This is a genomic window from Marivirga atlantica (assembly GCF_016734805.1).
Taxonomy (GTDB): domain Bacteria; phylum Bacteroidota; class Bacteroidia; order Cytophagales; family Cyclobacteriaceae; genus Marivirga; species Marivirga atlantica.
The window spans coordinates 564,649-582,179 of sequence record NZ_JAERQG010000002.1; the positions used below are offsets into that span (position 1 = coordinate 564,649).

A 17,531-nucleotide genomic window follows, 5' to 3' on the forward strand; every position below is an offset into this window, starting at 1 on the left:
GCTCGATTGCAGAGGTTGCATCCTTTATTAAAAATACATAAAAAAACCCTGACAAAATTTGCCAGGGTTTCTTAATAATGATTTTTAAGTAGGTGTTAATCCAAATACATTACGCTTCTTAAAGCCTTAATAGTACGTTCGGCATTAGGTATAACAGCTTCCAATAGGGTAGGAGCATATGATACAGGTACATCTAAACTATTAACTCTCAGTATTGGTGCATCTAGGTAATCGAACACACTTTTTTGTATGTTAAAGGCTAAATCAGTAGCTATTGAAGATAATGGCCAGGCTTCCTCAACTATTACACATCTGTTAGTTTTCTTAACAGACTCAAACAGTGTAGCATAATCAATTGGTCTTACTGTTCTTAAATCGATTACTTCTATAGAATGACCATCTTTAGCCATTTCGTCAGCAGCAGCTTGAGCCACTTTCATCATTTTACCAAATGAGATTAGCGTAGCATCAGTACCTTCCTGTACAATTTTAGCTTTGCCGATTTCCTCTAAATATTCTGATTCAGGTACTTCACCTTTATCGCCATACATTAACTCCGATTCCATAAAAATAACAGGATCATCATCTCTAATGGCTGACTTCAAAAGACCTTTCGCATCATATGGATTAGAAGGAATAACTACTTTCAGGCCTGGTGTGTTGGCATACCAGTTTTCAAAATTCTGAGAATGTTGAGAAGCAAGCTGGCCGGCATTACCTGTAGGTCCTCTGAAAACCATCGGAATATTAAACTGGCCACCTGACATATTCATCATTTTAGCAGCTGAATTAATAACCTGATCAATTGCTACTAAAGAAAAGTTAAAGGTCATGAATTCAATGATAGGCCTGATTCCATTCATAGCTGCACCAACACCAATTCCTGCAAAGCCAAGCTCAGCAATAGGAGTGTCAAGTACTCTTTCAGGTCCAAATTCATCTAACATGCCTTGTGATACTTTATAAGCACCATTGTATTCAGCTACCTCTTCACCCATTAAAAATACGTTTTTATCTCTACGCATTTCTTCTGACATGGCCTCCTGAAGTGCTTCTCTAAATTGAATTTCTCTCATCTATGTTCAAATTTTCTTTGAAATTGCTTGTAAAAATAATTATTCAACTGGCAATAACCAAGCTTGTTTCGGCTTAACAAAAAAAAAGCGCCCCGATGTTTCGGGACGCTTTCAAGAATGTTTGTTAATGCTTATTTAAGCGCATTTCTGAATGATTCGTTTGCCTGATAGTTTGCAAACTGTAAATCATTTAATGCTTTTGATTTTAATGAAGCATCAGCCGCAACAGCATCTTTTAAGTGGCTAATAACATCACCTTCTTTACCTAAATTAGCGCTAGCTACAGCAGCAAGATAATGTGCATTAGCGTGAACACCTTTACCTGAAGTTTTACCAGCAAGTTCTTCTAATGTGTTTACAGCACCTTCGTTATCACCTTTAAGTATCTGAGCTAAACCTTTGTTATACATGTTCACTTCAGAATCTTTAGCATTGTTTAATGAAGAAGCTGCTTTACTGTATTCAGCCATCATGATTTCTAAAGAACCTTTAACACCCATTAAACCTCTTTCATTATCAGAGCTTAATGACATGCCTTGTGCTTTCTTAGCATTATCATATGCTTTCTCATAGTTACCTTGCATTGCATAAGCAGTAGCTAGGTTAGCATATGATTCAGCATTTTCTTTTTTCTTATTTGCAATATCAAATTGAGTAATCGCCTGATTTACTAGCTCATTCATTTTAGCACCTTCAGCCTGCATAGCTAATTCTAAATGAACTGCGCCATAGTTGTTATGTGCAACTGGGCTATTGTCATTTTTCTTAGTAGCTGCTTTATAGATAGCTGCTTTTTCTTCTAAAGAAGGAGTTAAGCTAGCTGCATATAATAATTCTTCCATTGATAAAGTATCAGCAGAAGCTTCGCTCTTAGTGATTTGCTTAGCTAAAACAGATATCTCAGCATCAGATTTTTTCTGCTTAACTGTTAACACTTCAGTTTTAGCAGCTCTTAAATCTGGATAGATGTTTTTGAAAACTTTATCGTAAGAAGAAAGCTTGTGTAATTTATCTTCTTTTTCAACAAAAGAACCTGATCCATTAACGATTTCCATATAACGAGTTTTCTCTGCTTCGTCAATACCATCGTACTCGGCAATTGCCTTTTTGAACATACTCCAATCTTCAACTACTGGCTTTAAGATGAATTTAATTGAATCCGCCATGCCTTTGTAGTCATAACGTCTCATTTGTCTTCTGTAGTAGTCTTCAATTGCTTTTGCTCTATCTTCAGATAGGTTTTTGTTAATTCTTTCTGGACCTTCAGGAGAGTGAGTACCTGTAATAGTCACAGTTCTTGTTACATTTTTATCAGCAATGAAAGCATTGAATTTCTGTCCTCTATCACTTCTGATTTCAGACGTTTTAAGAACAGATCTTCCCTGATCAAAATAGAAGTTAACATTAGTTGGTAACAACTCTTCCTTATTATTGTAGCCATGGTTCGCATAAGCTGCATAATAAGCAGGTTCAACCATTTGTGAAGTAGTTATAATACCTGTTGCGTATTGCTTTCTATCAGTAGAAGCTGTTTTACCATTCTTCTCGATAGTAGCAGTACCCTGCATCAATAACTCACCATTGGTTGTCATTCCATCTTCGAACTCAAAAGAAAACTCTTGAGAAGATTTAACTGGCTCTGTATCACTATTTGGATAATCAGCTTTTTTGAAATCAACTGCATCAAGAGCAATTTCTTTATCTCCATAAACGTAATAAGGATTTACTGTATAAGTAATTCCATCTTTTAACATTTTAGCAGGAAGCTGAAAATCAACTGTGAATGCAACCTCTCCACCGTGAAGCTCAAGTGGATTAGGAGTAACATCAATCGCTTGCTCCTCAGCAGCTTGCATCATCTTGTTAAGTGCACAACCTGTGAATGTTAATGAAGATAACATCAAGGCCGCATAAAATAATTTTCTCATGTGATTCATTCTTTGATTAATTTTGGAAGTTAATGCGAAATTATATTTATATTGTTACTAATGCAACGCAATGTACGTTATTTGCATAAATAAATTTAATTTCATCGAAATATTCAACCGTATATACGACTAATTGTTTTAAATTAGATGCTATTATGAAGAAAGTTCAGCAGTTCATCGAAAATCAAGCCTTTGGAGTTTGCACCAGACTAGGTGAAATATTAGAGATACCTACTTCTCATATAAGGTTGTTTTTTGTCTATACTTCCTTCTTAACCTTTGGTTCTCCGATACTTATATATTTAGGTCTTGCTTTTATTAGAGATTTCAGGAAGCTTTTGAGAAGGGGAAGTTCAAAATGGTATTATTAAATTTCCTAGTTCATCTATTGAATTAGTTACCATCAACTATTGACTTTTACCTCTAGGAAAACATACACTAAAAATAGATTAGCAATAAGTGCGATTTTTTTTAGCTATGGACTAACTTTTGCAAGTTGGGCTGCAAGAATACCATCTATACAATCAAAATTCGATTTAAGTGAGGCAGGGTTAGGTTCTCTGTTAATCGCTTTGCCTGTAGGTTCTTTCATTTCCTTGCCTATTGCTGGCTATCTGGTGGCAAAATACGGAAGTAAGAAAATCACCCAAATTAACGTTTTAGCTTATTCTCTTAGCTTATTTTTAATTGCTTTTATTCCTTCAGTTTATGCAGTAGGAGCTATGCTATTTTTATTTGGCTTCACAGGTAATTCCATTAATGTAGCTATAAATACTCAGGCAGTTGATCTTGGGAAGTTGATGAAAAAGCCTATTATGGCCAGTTTTCATGGCATGTGGAGTTTAGCAGGATTTGGTGGAGCTGCTTTAGGTGCTGTAATGATTGCTTATAACTTAAACCTTGAATTACATTACGGTTTGGTTCTCGCTATTAATCTAATTGTTTCGTTATGGGCATTTTCATCATTGCTTCATATTAAACCTACGGAAGAAGAAAAGAATGCACCTACTTTTGTATGGCCGGATAAATCACTTTTATTACTTGGAATTATTGCCCTTTGCTCTATGCTAATTGAAGGGACTATGTTTGATTGGAGTGGTGTATACTTTAAGAAGGTGGTTCATGCTCCTACTCAATGGGTAGGTTTGGGCTATGTCGCTTTTATGATAAGTATGGCAGGTGTCAGGTTTGTTGCGGACAAGGTAACAGCTGTGTATGGTTCAAAAAGAATTATTATGCTAAGTGGTATCTGTTCATTAGTAGGGCTCCTTTTGGTAATATTATTGCCTCACTTTTATATAACGATAATAGGCTTTTTTATAATTGGTATTGGTGTTTCAGCCGTTATACCATTGGTTTTTGATATGGCAGGAAATACCCAAAGAATGCTTCCTAGTATTGCTTTGGCCTCGGTTTCAACTATGGGCTTTTTTGGCTTTTTAGTTGGCCCACCAATTATTGGTTTTCTTGCCGAAGCTTTAGGTCTTCAAATATCTTTCAGTTTTATAGCATTTATGGCACTGTTGGTCATAATACTAGCCAGTAGGTTGAAAAGGCCTTAAGCCACCATTTCGGATTTTATATTATTCCATTTTTGTAAGCGAGGATTCATCACTTTGAACCATAATGGCGGGAAGTGAGCCAATACTACCATTGCAGGGTATCCGGCAGGTAGTTGCGGAGCTTCGTCATAATGATCTAACACCTGATATCTTTTAATAGCATTAAAATGATGATCTGAATGACGTTGCAATTGAAACAGGAAAAAATTACTGGCCATTTGGCTAGCATTCCATGAGTGATGTGGTGCCACACGCTCATAACGCTTTTCGTCTATTTTTCTTCTTACCAATCCATAATGCTCAATGTAATTTACAGCTTCTAATAAAGAGAAAGCTAAAAAGCTTTGTGCAAAAAAGAATACCAGTGGTTGCCAAACGAAGTATCCTAATATCAAACTAATGCCTAAAGTTAGAACAGCTGCAAAAAGAAAAGGCAGAAGGGTAAACCAGATCATATTGTTTTGAAATGAGAATTTACTAAATCCTTTTCTTTCTAATCGCTTATTTTCGATTTCCCAGGCACTTAAATATCCTTTTGTTAGCGACCTAAACCAAAATGCATAAAAGCTTTCATTTTCTCGTGAAGTAGCAGGATCTTCAGGTGTTGATACCCTTACGTGGTGACCTTTATTATGCTCAATATAAAAATGCATATATCCCACTGTCATCAATAAAACTTTACTGTAAAACTTTTCTATTGCTTCTTTCTTATGGCCTAACTCATGAGCAACTGTAATACCTATGCCACCAGTTGAGAGTGAAACTGCTATTATAAAAGTAATCCATTCAAAAATGGTTAACTCATTAGTACTAACCACCCAGGCACCCCATATCACAAAAGCAAGCTGAAAATATGTCCAGCAATAGGTGACAAAACGATAATAGAAATCATTAGCTACCTTACTGACTGCATTCTTTTCAACATTGTTAGTATCTCTACCAATGGCAAGATCAACCAAAGGAATGAGGAAGTAAACAAATATAAGAGGTAGTAAATTGAAAATTCCACCCAAATTAAAACCAATAATGGTAAGTGCAGGAATGATAAAAGCACTAAAGAAAGCAATTTTGCGTAGCCAGCTCATAATGTGAATTTTAGCAATGAAATATAAGGTGTATTATTTCAATAATCAATAGCTCAGAAGTTTAGTTCCACACTAACATTGAGCTTTAAGCAGGGTCAACATCGAAATAGATTCGCACCTTATTAAACTGTTTGTCTTCTTTAAGCTTATTTGTTACTTCACTAATTTTTTGCTTTGCCTGATCTAAAGGATGTCCTTTTTCAAGTTTGATCCAGATTTCTTGATGGAAAATATTCTTTATTTTAGCGATAACTGGTTCATGAGGAGCCAAAACTCTTTTTGTTCCGAATATTTGAGTGAGGCCATTGTACATCAGCTGAGCACTTTTTTGTGTTTGTACAGCTTCCTTGCTCTTTAGTATCACTTTTATTAGCCTGTAAAATGGAGGATAAGCGAATTGATAACGCTCTTCTAATTGCTTTTCGTAAAAGCCTTTTATATCGTAGTTTTTTAAATAATAGAATAGAGGATTATCGTGCTGATAGGTCTGTACAAATACCTGCCCCTGTTCCTTGTCTCTTCCTGCGCGACCGCTTACCTGAAGCATCATTTGAAAGGCTCTTTCATGTGCTCTAAAGTCAGGGTAAAACATCATTCTATCAGCATCCACTATGGCAACTAAGCTTACGTTTTTGAAATCGAGACCTTTGCTCACCATCTGAGTACCAACCAATAATTGCGTTTCATTATTTTCGAATGCTTCAATGATTTGCTGATAGCTATACTTTTTCCGTGTAGTATCTTTGTCCATTCTCTGGATTTTCACTTCCGGGAACATCAGGTGTAAGTCATCCTCAATTTTTTCCGTGCCAAAGCCCTTCATCTGCAGATTGGAAGATTCGCAATTCAGACAAACGGCAGGACTCTTCTGTCTGAATCCGCAATAATGACATTTTAACTGATGCTGATGCATGTGGTATGTAAGACTAACGGAACAGTTTTCACATTCAGCAATCCATCCGCAAGTTTCACATTGGATGTAAGGTGCGTAGCCACGTCTGTTTTGAAAAATAATGGCTTGCTTTTTCTTTTCAACTTCAACTTTTAGCTGCTCGATCAGCGAATGACTATAATCACCATTAGTTTGCTTTTTAGCCTTCTCCTTTTTCATATTAATGATTTCAATATGAGGTAGCTTTACTTCTTTATAACGCTGAGTTAGCTCGTAATAGCCATACTTATTATTTTTAGCATTAAAGTAACTCTCTAAAGATGGTGTGGCTGAACCCAACAATACCTTGGCCTGATGTATTTTGCCTAAAACAATGGCCGCATCTCTGGCATGGTAACGGGGGGCAGGATCAAACTGCTTGTAACTTTGCTCATGTTCTTCATCTACCACTATGAAAGAAAGGTTGTTAAAAGGTAGAAAGATAGAAGAGCGGACTCCTATAATAAAGTTTATTGAACCTTCGGCAACGCCTCTATAAATTTCAACTCTTTCAGCATCGGAGAATTTTGAATGATAAACACCTACTTGCTTCCCAAATATTTTCCTCACACGCTGTATCATCTGCGTAGTAATGGCTATTTCAGGAAGTAGGAATAAGGCCTGAGAACCGCTGTCGATCACTTCCTTAATAAATGAGAGGTAAATTTCCGTTTTACCGCTTCCTGTAACGCCTTGTAATAGGTTTACATCATGTTTCGCAAACTGTTCTTCCAAAGAGCTTTTTGCTTCTTCCTGGAAATCTGTGAGGTTGATATCTGCCGTATATTGATGATTACTATCAATATCTAAGCGAGATATTTCCTTGTCGAATACCTCAAGAATATCATTTTTGATAAGCGTATTTACCGAAGAATCTGATAATCCACTATTAGCGAACTGAGCTTTAGCGAAACCATTTTCGTTTAGTTCAGCATCCTGAAAGACCGGGACTTGTTGAAGGTATTTCAATAGGATGTCCAGTTGCCTAGGCTTTTTTTCGAGCAACTCCATCAGTTGCTCTAGTTTATCTTTTTGTAGGTAGCTTTTATTGAGTTTTACATACTTCTCAGTTTTAGGTTTATACTTCTCCTTGACCTGTTCAATCAGAAGAATCACCTGTTTTCTTAAAAGCTCCTTTATAAGTAAACTGATTTCCTTTGTACTCGCTAATTCAGCGATTTGCTGGTAGGAGAGAAGCCCTTCTTTCTTTAAAAGATTGATAACAATATCTTCCAGGTTACTGAATATGTATGGAGAATCATCTCTATTAAATTGTGGATGAAGCTGTAATTTGGATTCACTGCTCAACTTTAAACCGGAAGGAATGCCCACGTTGAAGGTTTCGCCCTCTGTAGCCATGTAGTATGAAGCAATCCATTCGAAAAGTTTGAATTGCTGCGGCATGATCATTGGGTAATCATCCAGAACCTCAAAAAGGTAGCGTGCTTCATAATCTGCAGGTGCCTGATTGGTGATTTCTTTTATAACTCCCGTGATAATCTTTTTCTTCCCGAAAGGAACTATTACCCTTACTCCATGCTGAACTTTTTCAGCTTGTTTATCCGGTACCCGATAAGTAAAAGTTTTGGGCAGCGGTAGTGGCAGCAAAACCTGAACAAACAAGGTTTCTTTAAGAGGTTCAGGGGTGTTAGACTGTAGGCTTAGCTGACTCAAAGATTAATTTGTGCTAGTGTATCATCAATAGTAAAAACAGGTTGTTGGCATGCGTGCTTTTGACAAACATATACAGTGGTTTTATCTGAAATTTCCGGTTTATGATTGAAAATTTCAAGTTTAGAGTGCTCAGGATTAACTAAAAATAAGGTGTTAGCGACTGCTTTCTGCCATAAGTCTTTTTGCATTTGATGAGCTTTTTTTCCTGTCAATACAACTTCATAGCTATTATATGCCTTTAAAGAATACACTTGCAACCATTTTGATAAATATTTTGGTTCATTAGGAAGTATATCTTTGAGCTGATGCACCATTTTATCTGATAAGGCTAGCCAGTCAGATTTTTGAATTAATATGCCCAGCCAATGCAAGTTTTCGGCCATTACTGCATTGGAAGAAGGAATTACATTGTCAAATAATTCTTTCTTTCTTGCTATCAGTGAGTCTCCTTGCTTATCAGTATAGTAAAACAGGCTTTCACTATCGTCATAGAAGTTTTCTATTACGTAACTGCATAAGGCTTCTGCTTTGGTTAATGCTTCTTCATCTGACGAAATTTCAAAGTGTTTGATAAGAGCCTGGATTATCAAGGCATAATCTTCCAGGTAAGCGGTGATGCCTGATTTACCGTTTTTATGATTCCTGAAAAGCTGATTGTTTTTCATGAATTTATTAGTAACAAACTCAAAGGAGGCCTTTGCCTGATCTAAATAATCCTTTGTAGGGTTCATTTTGTAGGCATCACACAAAGCATTTAACTGCAGCGCATTCCATCCGCAGAGCATTTTATCATCAAGAGCTGGTTTAATCCTCTTTTCGCGAGTTTTTAGTAAGGTTTCCTTAGCGTTTTTCAGAAGCTCTTGGAAGTCAGAAACATCTATTTTTTGTAGCCTGGCGAAATCATCGGTTGCTACCTGTCTAACAAGTATATTTCTACCATCTTCCCAGTTTCCATCCTCTTTTACAGAATAAAAGTTTGAGATTATTTCAGAGTTTTTCTTTAAAGCGTCTTTAACCTCGTTATGAGGCCATGTATAATATTTCCCTTCAACTCCTTCTGAATCGGCATCCAGAGCTGAATAGAAACCATGATCCTGGCTTTTTAGCTCTCTATTCACAAAATTAATTGACTCTTCAACTACTTCTTTGAAGCGTATATTCCCTGTGGCTAATGTAGCTTTTGCATAAAGACTGATCAATTGACCATTGTCATAAAGCATTTTCTCAAAATGAGGAGCAAACCACTCTGCATCAACTGAATACCTGGCGAATCCACCACCAATTTGGTCGTAAATACCTCCATTAGCCATTTCAGTTAATGTAAGTTCTAAAACTTCTAAGGCTTTTTCACTTTTGGTGATGTTATAATAGGAGAGCAGAAATTCCCAAATGACAGGCATAGGGAATTTGGGTGCGCCTAAAGTGCCTCCGTTGTCCCAATCAATAAATTTAAGTAGTTTCTGATAAGCCTGCTCAATTACATTTTTGTCAAATGAAAAATCATTGGACAGGTTAAAATTCAACCGGTCCGATTCCTTAGTATTTAATGCATTGGCAAAGTTTTTAGCACTTTCGGCAAGTTTATCTTTACTGGTTTGGTAGGCAACAGCTACCTTGTCCAGCAACTCCATCCAATTATTTTTAGGGAAGTATGTACCTCCATAAAAGGGAGTTTGATCTGGCATTAGGAAAACATTCAAAGGCCATCCACCATTTAACCCCATGGCTTGAATGGCATCCATGTATACCTGGTCGACATCTGGTCTTTCTTCACGGTCAACCTTGATGCAGACATAATTCTCATTCATGATTTGAGCTACTTGCTCATCCTCAAAAGATTCATGTTCCATTACATGACACCAGTGGCAGGCTGCATAACCAATGCTCAGTATGATGGGTTTGTCTTCTCTTTTAGCTTCGTTTAATGCCTCTTGATTCCAGGCTTGCCAGTGCACCGGGTTGTTGGCATGTTGTAATAGGTAAGGACTGCTTTCTGCGTTAAGCTTATTGCTGCTTGGCATGTTCTAATTCTTCTTCTACATGAGCTTTTTCATCCTCAACATTTCCTATAACAGAGAATTTGTTGAGTTTTTTAAGCAATGATTCTAAAAATTGGATGTGTTCTTGTGAGCCTGGGTTCATCACTCTATGGTCGAGGTCATTTTTGATAGACTGCCATTTGTCACAATAGGTGAAAAGTGGTTCAGAAAAATAAGTTTCTCTAAATTTCTGCCAGATGTAATTCTGCGCCATGTTGTTAGGGTGGATCATATCTTCCGCATAGAATCTATAATCGCGTAAATCATCCATCATAAGTTCATAAGCTGGGAAGTAATGAACGTTATCCATTCGCCCTATAATCTTTTCAACCGACACTCTTAAGATAGATTTGCTTAACATATTTTCCGGAATGCCATCTTTGACATGCCTTACCGGACTTACAGTCATAATGATCTTGAGGTCAGGATTAAATTCACGCACTAAGCCCAAAGTTTCCTCTGTCTTATTACAGATGTCCTCAATAGATAATATTTCTTTTGTGAAATTTTGACTTGGTAGTTTGTGACAGTTGGCCACAATCTCACCAGTTTTTTCATATCGGTATACCCATGCAGTGCCAAAGGTTAGGATCAGCACTTTTGCTTCTTTAAGATATTGCTTAAAGCTTTCAGCTGCATCATTGAGTCCTTCACGCAGTTTGGTTAGCTCCTTTTTACCAAATTGTGAATGTGCATCTAAATGGTTGAAAATGTCATGATTTTCAACAATATGATCGGCATTAAAAGACTCGTTCCTCAAACTGTGTTGGATGAGCTTCATCTGAGAAAGTGGATTGTAAATAACCCCAAATGGATTACCTAATACATCCATCTTCATTTCTTTAAAGCGGTTGCCGATGTGATCAGCGAAACATGAACCTATAGATGTAATTTTAAAGTGAGGGTGAATTTTATCAGCCGATGGCTTAATATTTAATGTGGTTTTTAATTCCATGTTATTTTAAATGGCGTTTGGGCCACTTATGTTATGTGAATTTAATTATCGTTTTAATTTTGGGTGGATTGTAAACAAGCTACCTCCTAAATTAATTCAATTTTATGTTATGCTTAATAACGAAAGTTATGAGACTAAAGATTAAACACTTAATATTTTTACCATTCTAATTAAATTCTGGTTGAGCTCTTTTGTTTTACTGATACAGTCTTCAAAAGATGTATAAACAATTTCATTGTTCACAATACCTACCATTACGTTTTTCTGGCCTTCTAATAATCCTTCTAAAGCCGCTAATCCGAGCTGGCTCGCAAGAATTCTGTCTTGTGCGCTAGGGGTTCCACCGCGCTGAATATGACCTAAGATGGACACTTTAATATCCTTCATATGTACTTGCTTCTTCACTTTTTCGGCAATTTCCATTGCATTACCTTCTTCATCACCTTCGGCAACTACTACAATCGATGATGTTTTTTTTCTATTCCAGCCTTCTTGCAAAGTGCTAATGACTTCATTAATAGATGTTTCCGTTTCTGGTACCATCACCAATTCAGCACCCCCGCCAATGCCAGAGCGGATAGCAATATAGCCGCTATCACGCCCCATTACCTCTATGAAGAACAATCGGTTATGTGAATCGGCTGTATCTCTGATTTTATCTATAGCTTCCAGAGCTGTATTTACTGCGGTATCAAAGCCAATTGTGTAGTCAGTTCCATAGAGGTCGTTATCAATAGTACCGGGAGCACCAACTGTAGGAATTCCATATTCCTCAAAGAAAATTTTTGCCCCAGTAAAAGTGCCATCACCACCTATGGCAATAATACCTTCAATGCCTTCTTTGCTCAACTGCTCATAGGCTTTCTTTCTGCCTTCAGGAGTCTTAAACTCCATACTTCTGGCAGATTTAAGTATGGTACCACCTTTTTGTATAATGTTGCTTACAGAACGTGATTCCAGCTTTTCAAAATCTCCTTCAATCATTCCATCATACCCGCGGTAAATGCCATATATTTCTACATTGTGATAAATGGCGCCTCTAACAGCAGCTCTTATACAGGCGTTCATTCCCGGGGCATCACCTCCTGAGGTGAAAATTGCGACTTTTTTCATAAAGTGTAGTCTGAGTGTTTCTAAATGCTAAAAACAATTTGAAATATTATTTTAAAATTGAGAAAGGATTCTCCTTTATACAAGTATTATATCACATATCTTTAAAGCATAATTGAAAGTTAGCCAAGTCGAGAAATATAGTATGAATACAGGTAAAGTGCCTTTTTTGAAATTTGATGAGCCTAGTGAAGCTATTAAATCTGCTATAGCTGAGGTTTTATCATCAGGTCAATATTTTAATGGTGCTTTTACTAAGCAGTTGGTTGCTGATTTTTCTGAATATATTGGTATACCCTATATGGTTCCTACGGCAAATTGTACTGATGCTATCGAGCTGATATTAAGTGCACTGGAGCTAAAATCAAACGATGAGGTGATTGTTCCAGCATTCACCTGGTTTTCAGATGCATCAATGGTTTATTGGGTAAATGCCAAATTGGTGTTTGCCGATATTGATCTAAGCTTTTTTAGCCTTGGTTTAGAGGCCATCAAATCCGTGGTAACTGCAAATACGAAGGTGGTTATTTTGCCTCATCTTTTTGGAATGGTAAACCCTGAAATTCAAGAGATAGTTGACTTTTGCAAACGAAGCAATATCAAACTGATAGAAGATTGTGCACAGGCTCATGGTGCTACACTGAACCATAAAAAGGCGGGTAGCTTTGCTGATGTTTCAGTTTTCAGCTTTTATCCTACTAAAAACCTTGGTGCTTTAGGTGATGCGGGTTGCATCATGACTAAAGATGAAACACTATTTGACCGATGCAGTTTGTTGGCAAATCATGGACAAGTAGCTAGAAATAAGCATTTATCCTTAGGGAAAAATAGTAGACTTGATGAATTGCAGGCAGCAGTGTTGGCTAAAAAACTACCGGACCTCGATTATCAGAATAAGAAAAGAATAGCTCTGGCTGAAATTTATTTTAAGCAGCTTGCTGGACTGCCCATTAGCTTACCAAAAAACAATACCGGACATATCTATCATCAGTTTGTTATCCTGTATGAAAAAAGGGAAGAACTAAGAGACTATCTGACAAGTAAGGGAGTTGCAACGGATATCCATTACCCCACTGCACTGAGTGATATGCCGGTTTTAAGTAATTCTATTGGCCAATGCCCAAATGCAACAAAAGCTAGTAATGAGGTACTTTCCTTACCTGTTTTCCCCAATCATTCGGTAGAAGAAATACTGTATGTTTGCGAGCAGGTGAACCTATTTTTCTCAGCCTCTGATTCTTGATTTCAATTGATTTACTATGCTGTTAATCTCTCTTGAGGGCTTAAATAGCAGCATAAGCACTACAAACAACAAGCTAATAATTGCTGATAGCCATAGCGCATTTAAGTAAGGATTTTCAAGTTTTGGTAAGTAAAACACCAACAAATAAATTCCTGCGGTTATTCCTAAAACGCTTAGTGTATGCCAGCTGAATGGCTGAAACTTCAATCTTTTCCAGATAAATATCATCTTGATCAGGTTAAAGGTGAATACTGCTGAAAGCGATGCTAAAGCAGCTCCTGCCAGTCCTAACATAGGTATCAATAGCGTATTTAATAAAATAGTAAGTATGGCTAATATTACTACAAAATAGATATTGGCTTTATACAATTTGGAAGAAACGATGATCTCTGAATTTACGCCAAACCCCATGTCAACCAGTTTACTTAAGCCAATAAAGAGTACTACAATTGCTCCGGTTTCATATATTTCTCCCTTTGGCATAATACCATAAATATTATCCAGGTTTAGAACGACCAAGAGAAATACAAAGCAGCCTAAAATCAGTTGGTTGATGCTTGATTGCTTGTAAACTTTTTTTACTTCATCGAGCCTTTCATATTCAAATGATCGAGCTATCAAAGAATCAGACATAGGCGCTATGGCTCTTCTAGGTATTTCAATAACTGTAGCCATAAAAAAAGCTACTACGTAAACTGCATTTTGCTCGAAGCCCAGATAAGAAGTAATCATCAATTGATCTACCTGAACTACTATTACTCCACCAACTGCTCCAGCCATGATAAACAACATGTATTTCAACAACTCTTTCAGAAAGGGTTTTTTAAAATGAAAAACTGAGAAGTTGATAAAAAACTGCTCTCTGTAAATGAGAATGGCTATCAAGATGCATAGACTTAAAGCGTAAGTCATGACAGATAAGTACAGAAACTCACCGAAACTTATCCATTGTTTGAAATAGATGAAAGTGACAACTGTGCTGCTGATTCTTAAGAAGAATTCGCGCATAAAAGTAGGTATAACCACATTAAGCAAAGCACGGTAGTAAGATTCTATTATGGCAATGTAAACCATAATAAAGGCCAATACTAAAATGAGCCAGTAATGGTGTATGAGTTCTGGAGCTTTTTCTTCAAAGAAAGAGAAAAGCCAATCATCAATCAACTGAAAGAAGATTAAAAAAACAGTAATAGCAAATGCACCCAAAATAAGGATGAGGGTGAGAAACCGTCCTTTGGTTTTATTACTTGCGCTGAAGCGTGGTAAATACCTTAAAGTACTTCTTCCCAGGCCTAGCTGTGCAAATGGAGCCAGAATCAGGGCCATAGCAAAAATAGCTTTGAACAGGCCAAGTTCTGTTTGTGTTAAAAAAATAGGATAGAGGAAAATGGTATTAATAGCACCAATGGCTACACCAAGGTAATTTACTGCCGAAGCATAAGCACTTTGTTTAATGACTATTCCCAAGTTGACTACTTAATACACAGTTTTCCAAATTGGAATTTACGCACAGCTTTCTCACTAATTCAAATAATCAGTCAACTAAATCTGCTGATGAAAGCTTTTTTTCAGTGCTTACATTAATTAGTTTTGGATATGGAAAATAAGCGCATCAAAATTATTGAGTGTCCACGTGACGCCATGCAAGGACTGCATGACTTTATACCCACGGAAACAAAAGTTAATTATCTCAATCAACTCCTAAAAGTAGGTTTTGATACAATAGATGCCGGTAGTTTTGTGTCACCAAAGGCTATTCCTCAAATGCGCGATACTGCCGAGGTTTTTGATCGGCTTGATATGAGTAGCACACATTCAAAGCTGCTAGCCATAGTAGCAAATAAAAGAGGAGCCGATAATGCTGTTACATTTGATCAGGTGACTTATTTAGGATATCCGCTTTCACTTTCAGAAACTTTTCAGCAGCGTAATACCAATCGCTCAATTGAAACAGCACTTACTGATTTGTCAGAAATTCAGAATTTATCATTAAAGCATGGTAAAACCTTAGTAGTTTATTTATCTATGGGTTTTGGCAATCCTTACGGTGACCCTTACAATGCTGATTACCTTGATGAATTTACAGCTAAGCTTGATGATATTGATGTTAAAATAGTGTCTTTGGCGGACACAATTGGTGTCTCAAATGCAGATAATATATCGCTGGCCTTTGAAACTTTGATTCCCAAATATCAACATATTGAGTTTGGTGCGCATTTACACAGCACTCCTAATGAAATAAAAGCTAAAGTAGATGCAGCCTTTACTGCGGGCTGCGAAAGATTTGATGGTGCCATTAAAGGTTTTGGTGGTTGCCCTATGGCTAAAGATGATTTAACAGGTAATATGGCTACTGAGCAAATGCTTGCTTACTTCAATGAAAACAATGTTGACCTAGGTTTAAATCAACATGCTTTTGATGAAGCTATTCAGATGAGTGGGGGAGTGTTTGGGTAATCAATTCTAAGGAACAATTAAAAATATCTTGTCGAAAGGTATGCATGCATAATATCTTTGTATGTTATCTAAATGTAATATTTTTAAGGATTCATCGAATTAATTTAATTATTTCTTGGAATATATATGCTAGTAGAAGTAGTTTTGTAGCTTGATTTTCAGGGAGGAGCTATATCTATCTATTAAAAAAGCACTTTTAATTTCCGTGCTTTTAGTCGCTGCGCTTTCAATTAAGGCTCAGGTTGCTAATGAGTTAGGTGGGTTTGTTTCAAAATCAGATTCAGTTTTAGTAAATGATTCCATTGAAAAGCTGACTGCTAAGCAGTTGAATTTTTCTAAAAGCCAGCTTTATGATTCTTTAAGTTTATTAAGGATTGACAGTGTAAGATTTGAGTCATTGAGTGATAGCTTTCGTGATGTAATAAGTGATTCTTCTAATATACAGTTACTAGATTCAGCAACTATAAATTCTCGTGGCAACAAAATTATTGAAGACAATTCAAAGGCTTTGTTAAAGGAAAGTAATATTGATATTTCTAATGATGATGTTGAAAATGTCGTTCAGGAGTCTAAAAACCTCAAGGAAATAGACAGTAGTTATATAAGCGATAAGGCGCAGCAAGTCTTAGAAAGTAATGCCCCAAAAGAGATTCAGCAAATCAAGAATAAAGAGCTAGAGGAGTTTAAAGATGTTAAGGCCCAGTTGGATAGTGGGAATACTGAAATGCTGGAAAGTAAGATAGAAGATTTTGCTAAAAACAATCTGGAAGAAGCTGAAGCTCTGGAACAAGTAGAACAATTTAATACCTTCAGGAATGATTTCCCTTTCCAGAGCCAGGAAGACTTTCAGTGGGATAAAGGCAAAATAGCCAGTGCTGCAAAGGTTGGTAGTTTACTTACGGAGCAACAATCCAAAATATCAGAAGCTACAGATAAAGTAGGCAAGCTAAAAAAGAAGTATAGTCATTATAGCCTGGGAGATGACTCAAAGGAGTTAAAGAAGCGGAATGTTCCTCAAAAGCGATGGCAGCTTCACATGAATTTAGAAAGCTCTATTAGACCCCATTTGGTAATAAAGGCCGCTCCAGGTTTATCATTCAACACTACGAGCAAGCACAACATTGGCATAGCCACTTCATTTGATTACCAATACCACTATAAGGATAGCAGCTACCAACAGTTTAGCAAACAGCTATCGGTAAGACTTTTTAGCCAATATAAGTTTTATAAGCAGCTGTTTGTACAGGCAGAGTATGAGCAACCTTACCTAAATACTACAGCTGCCCATGAGGGCACACTACTTTATTTAAAGAGACAGTCAGCCAAGGTGTGGCTAGGCGGAGGTTTTGAGTATAAGGTATATAAAAAACTAAGGGCACAGACCCAAATACTATACAATTTATCACCACCCAAACGCTTGGAAGAAGCCGCCAGCCGCTGGGCCATTAGAATTAATTTGATTTACTGATAC

At 36.8% G+C, this 17,531-nt stretch carries 13 protein-coding genes; 5 read left to right on the forward strand and 8 right to left on the reverse strand.

Annotated features, from left to right (window positions below):
• Positions 1-95: 95 nt before the first annotated feature.
• Both JKP34_RS09840 and JKP34_RS09845 read right to left on the reverse strand, forming a co-directional pair.
• Positions 96-1,076, reverse strand: coding sequence for a pyruvate dehydrogenase complex E1 component subunit beta (locus JKP34_RS09840; protein WP_201920408.1), 981 nt, complete (start codon positions 1,074-1,076; stop codon positions 96-98).
• 131 nt (positions 1,077-1,207) lie between these two features.
• Entirely contained in the window at positions 1,208-3,004 is a 1,797-nt protein-coding gene (locus tag JKP34_RS09845) for an OmpA family protein (RefSeq protein WP_201920411.1), read from the reverse strand.
• Positions 3,005-3,159: 155 nt separating this feature from the next.
• Between JKP34_RS09845 and JKP34_RS09850 the strand changes: the two genes are divergently transcribed.
• Both JKP34_RS09850 and JKP34_RS09855 read left to right on the forward strand, forming a co-directional pair.
• On the forward strand, positions 3,160-3,375 hold the full coding sequence (locus JKP34_RS09850) for a PspC domain-containing protein (protein WP_201920414.1): 216 nt from the start codon (positions 3,160-3,162) through the stop codon (positions 3,373-3,375).
• Between the two features lie 39 nt (positions 3,376-3,414).
• Positions 3,415-4,566 (forward strand): MFS transporter, encoded by a 1,152-nt coding sequence (locus tag JKP34_RS09855; RefSeq protein ID WP_201920417.1) that lies wholly within the window; start codon positions 3,415-3,417, stop codon positions 4,564-4,566.
• Here JKP34_RS09855 and JKP34_RS09860 read toward each other — a convergent pair.
• From JKP34_RS09860 to pfkA, 5 genes are all read right to left on the reverse strand, one after another.
• Positions 4,563-5,651, reverse strand: coding sequence for an alkane 1-monooxygenase (locus tag JKP34_RS09860; protein ID WP_201920420.1), 1,089 nt, complete (start codon positions 5,649-5,651; stop codon positions 4,563-4,565). The genes JKP34_RS09855 and JKP34_RS09860 overlap by 4 nt on opposite strands.
• Before the next feature lie 85 nt (positions 5,652-5,736).
• On the reverse strand, positions 5,737-8,256 hold the full coding sequence (priA, locus tag JKP34_RS09865; protein ID WP_201920423.1) for a replication restart helicase PriA: 2,520 nt from the start codon (positions 8,254-8,256) through the stop codon (positions 5,737-5,739).
• Positions 8,253-10,277 (reverse strand): thioredoxin domain-containing protein, encoded by a 2,025-nt coding sequence (locus JKP34_RS09870; RefSeq protein WP_201920426.1) that lies wholly within the window; start codon positions 10,275-10,277, stop codon positions 8,253-8,255. Before JKP34_RS09870 ends, priA begins: the two co-directional genes overlap by 4 nt.
• Entirely contained in the window at positions 10,261-11,250 is a 990-nt protein-coding gene (locus tag JKP34_RS09875) for a GSCFA domain-containing protein (RefSeq protein WP_201920430.1), read from the reverse strand. The genes JKP34_RS09870 and JKP34_RS09875 overlap by 17 nt, the downstream gene beginning before the upstream one ends.
• A gap of 141 nt (positions 11,251-11,391) precedes the next feature.
• Entirely contained in the window at positions 11,392-12,363 is a 972-nt protein-coding gene (gene pfkA / locus JKP34_RS09880; protein WP_201920433.1) for a 6-phosphofructokinase, read from the reverse strand.
• Positions 12,364-12,505: 142 nt separating this feature from the next.
• Here pfkA and JKP34_RS09885 point away from each other — a divergent pair, with 142 nt between their 5' ends.
• On the forward strand, positions 12,506-13,603 hold the full coding sequence (locus JKP34_RS09885; RefSeq protein WP_201920435.1) for a DegT/DnrJ/EryC1/StrS family aminotransferase: 1,098 nt from the start codon (positions 12,506-12,508) through the stop codon (positions 13,601-13,603).
• Here JKP34_RS09885 and JKP34_RS09890 read toward each other — a convergent pair.
• Entirely contained in the window at positions 13,586-15,070 is a 1,485-nt protein-coding gene (locus JKP34_RS09890; RefSeq protein ID WP_201920438.1) for a lipopolysaccharide biosynthesis protein, read from the reverse strand. The genes JKP34_RS09885 and JKP34_RS09890 overlap by 18 nt on opposite strands.
• A gap of 129 nt (positions 15,071-15,199) precedes the next feature.
• On the opposite strand from JKP34_RS09890, the gene JKP34_RS09895 reads away from it, so the two are divergent.
• Positions 15,200-16,060, forward strand: coding sequence for a hydroxymethylglutaryl-CoA lyase (locus tag JKP34_RS09895; protein ID WP_201920441.1), 861 nt, complete (start codon positions 15,200-15,202; stop codon positions 16,058-16,060).
• A 205-nt stretch (positions 16,061-16,265) separates the two neighbouring features.
• A complete protein-coding gene (locus tag JKP34_RS09900) occupies positions 16,266-17,528 on the forward strand; it encodes a hypothetical protein (RefSeq protein WP_201920445.1) in 1,263 nt (420 codons plus the stop codon).
• Positions 17,529-17,531 lie beyond the last annotated feature (3 nt).

Bases quoted from the DNA above. Each gene is read 5' to 3' on its own strand.
- JKP34_RS09840 (WP_201920408.1), bottom strand. From the start codon at position 1,076: ATGAGAGAAATTCAATTTAGAGAAGCACTTCAGGAGGCCATGTCAGAA.
- JKP34_RS09845 (WP_201920411.1), bottom strand. From the start codon at position 3,004: ATGAGAAAATTATTTTATGCGGCCTTGATGTTATCTTCATTAACATTC.
- JKP34_RS09850 (WP_201920414.1), top strand. From the start codon at position 3,160: ATGAAGAAAGTTCAGCAGTTCATCGAAAATCAAGCCTTTGGAGTTTGC.
- JKP34_RS09860 (WP_201920420.1), bottom strand. From the start codon at position 5,651: ATGAGCTGGCTACGCAAAATTGCTTTCTTTAGTGCTTTTATCATTCCT.
- JKP34_RS09870 (WP_201920426.1), bottom strand. From the start codon at position 10,277: ATGCCAAGCAGCAATAAGCTTAACGCAGAAAGCAGTCCTTACCTATTA.
- JKP34_RS09875 (WP_201920430.1), bottom strand. From the start codon at position 11,250: ATGGAATTAAAAACCACATTAAATATTAAGCCATCGGCTGATAAAATT.
- pfkA (WP_201920433.1), bottom strand. From the start codon at position 12,363: ATGAAAAAAGTCGCAATTTTCACCTCAGGAGGTGATGCCCCGGGAATG.
- JKP34_RS09885 (WP_201920435.1), top strand. From the start codon at position 12,506: ATGAATACAGGTAAAGTGCCTTTTTTGAAATTTGATGAGCCTAGTGAA.
- JKP34_RS09895 (WP_201920441.1), top strand. From the start codon at position 15,200: ATGGAAAATAAGCGCATCAAAATTATTGAGTGTCCACGTGACGCCATG.